Origin of the sequence: Nonomuraea sp. NPDC003804 (assembly GCF_040610675.1) — a bacterium.
GTDB lineage: Bacteria > Actinomycetota > Actinomycetes > Streptosporangiales > Streptosporangiaceae > Nonomuraea.
This window is the reverse complement of sequence record NZ_JBEXMT010000118.1, coordinates 1-1222: the sequence shown is the minus strand read 5'-3', so window position 1 is coordinate 1222 and position 1222 is coordinate 1. Positions and strand designations below refer to the sequence as shown.

Below are 1222 nucleotides of genomic sequence, written 5' to 3'. Positions count from 1 at the left end.
CCTGCACGGCCATGCAGGCCACCACGCCTTTTGAGCGTCCCAAGGCCAGCAACAGCTCGATGTTGAGCTTGCCGGCGGAGGTAAGCTCATCGAAGAAGAACCCCAGGAATCGCCCGGTTTCGTCATCTGGCAGCGAGGGGCCGATGATTTCCGGCACCGCGACGTTGATCATGGCGGAGATGTAGGCCTTGGTTAGCACCTCATCAGGACCTGATTGAACAATGACCTGCTTGCATCCCGTGTAGTCGTCCTTGATCCAGTCCAGCATGGAGAACATCTGCCCAGGCGTGCGCTCGGGCCATGCCAAGGCTAGGCGCTCGATAACCGCGGTGCCGTTGGCGAGCACGGCGATACAGCTGCTGGTGGTGTTCGAATCGGGATTGGAAATGAGAGCGGCGGCTCGGGGGTAGTAGAGCGACAGTGCTTTAGCCATCGGTTCAGCGGGACGGGCAACCAACGCGGCCAACTCTGCCCACCCCCAGTTCTTGCCCTTCGTGGCCTGGAGTTCGCGCACGCACCCTTCCAGCAAGGCTTGCGCCGCAGACGCCCAGAATGCGCCGCTGCCCTCCTCCGGGGGGATGATGCTTTGGGAGAACGCGGCGGCTTGGGCTTGCGTCGCTACGTCCCGGCCCACGTCCCAGATCCAGCTTCGCTTGTCGAAGGGGCAGACGATCACCGGGCGCTCGAAGATCGACGTAAAGTCTCCTTTGATGTCGTAGATGAAAGCCTTCTTGTCGAGCCGAACAACCTGTTCCAGCAGGTGCTTCAGGATGACTGACTTGCCCATTCCCACGGCTCCATAGATGAACATGTGACGGGCCAGCAGCTTCTTGCTGACCACCCAAGCCGGATGTAGTGACAACGCATGCCGCTCGCCCCTCTGCTCCTTCTTTGTAAGCGAACGACGCCGGGCTTCAGTCAGGGCCTCTTTCCCCTGCAACAGTTGAGCGCCGGACACATGCCAGGTATTTGAGCGCGGGATGAGCCCACGCCGCGTCGCCCAAATCGACGCCCACCCTGCCAAGCCCGCCGCAACGCCGACCCGTGCCAACGTGCCAAACGTTGCCTGCTCCTTGGCCACCTCCCAGAATGCGGCGGCAGGCTCTCGGAATGAGATCGTGCCGGTGGCAAGGTTCCCCAGCGCCGCCAGGCTGCCAGTCAGTGCCTGACCGAAGTTCATCAGTGAATGTGATGATGGGATTTGCCAGCCCAGCCAGAGAGC

1 protein-coding gene is annotated in these 1222 nt (G+C 61.7%); it reads right to left on the bottom strand.

Features of this window, described 5'->3' with window-relative positions; all coding sequences use genetic code 11:
- A partial coding sequence (locus ABZX22_RS45195; protein ID WP_354923545.1) for a helicase HerA-like domain-containing protein occupies nucleotides 1-1180 on the bottom strand: 1180 nt, incomplete at its 3' end.
- Nucleotides 1181-1222: the final 42 nt, after the last annotated feature.